This is a genomic window from Peptoniphilus indolicus ATCC 29427 (assembly GCF_000227315.1).
GTDB lineage: Bacteria > Bacillota > Clostridia > Tissierellales > Peptoniphilaceae > Peptoniphilus > Peptoniphilus indolicus.
This window is the reverse complement of the sequence record NZ_JH165146.1, coordinates 1-666: the sequence shown is the minus strand read 5'-3', so window position 1 is coordinate 666 and position 666 is coordinate 1. Positions and strand designations below refer to the sequence as shown.

Below are 666 nucleotides of genomic sequence, written 5' to 3'. Positions count from 1 at the left end.
GTTTAAATAAAATTTCATCCATAAAGTAAACCAAAACTGTCCTGCGGATCTTTCCCATCGCTCTACTCTTCCAGTCTCAAAACCTCTTGTATGCAAGGCTGGTCTATCAATGCACCTCTTGTATCAGGATTGCAAACTATGTGAGGTGTTGTTTGCTCCAACTCATTTACACTGCCACTTTCTGTAGTTCCTAAACTATAAGAATATCTCATCATATAACCTGTTTTATCAAGTGCAACTATCCTTGGATTTTCTGCTATGCCATCTCCACCGGTTCTCTCTCCAATCAAAGTGGCAAATCCACTTTCTTTTGAAAAAGATGCCATTGATTCTGCTGCGCTGTACACACCTCTATCTACTAATAAATAAATTTTCCCTTTGAACTTAATTGAGTCATCATTCGGTTCTAAATTTGTATCATATGTCATATAATACTTAAAATCTTTTATTAAATCATTTGTTTCTGAAGAAAATTTAAAAGACTCTAATATTTTTTTATCTAACTTATTATATCTATTCTCTATTCTATTTTTAAAAAAATCAGATTTTATAAAAAGGTATCTTTTTGTTGAATAAGGTTTATCCATTAAACTAGGATATAAAAATCTCAAATAGTAACTTTCATCTCCACCTCCGTTACCTCTTAAATCAATTACCAATGCTTTA

Annotated in this window: 1 protein-coding gene; it reads right to left on the bottom strand. The window is 31.7% G+C overall.

What is annotated here, in order from left to right; all coding sequences use genetic code 11:
- Positions 1–62 precede the first annotated feature (62 nt).
- Positions 63–666: S41 family peptidase (locus HMPREF9129_RS10410; protein WP_004823584.1), on the bottom strand; the 604-nt coding region annotated here is incomplete at its 5' end.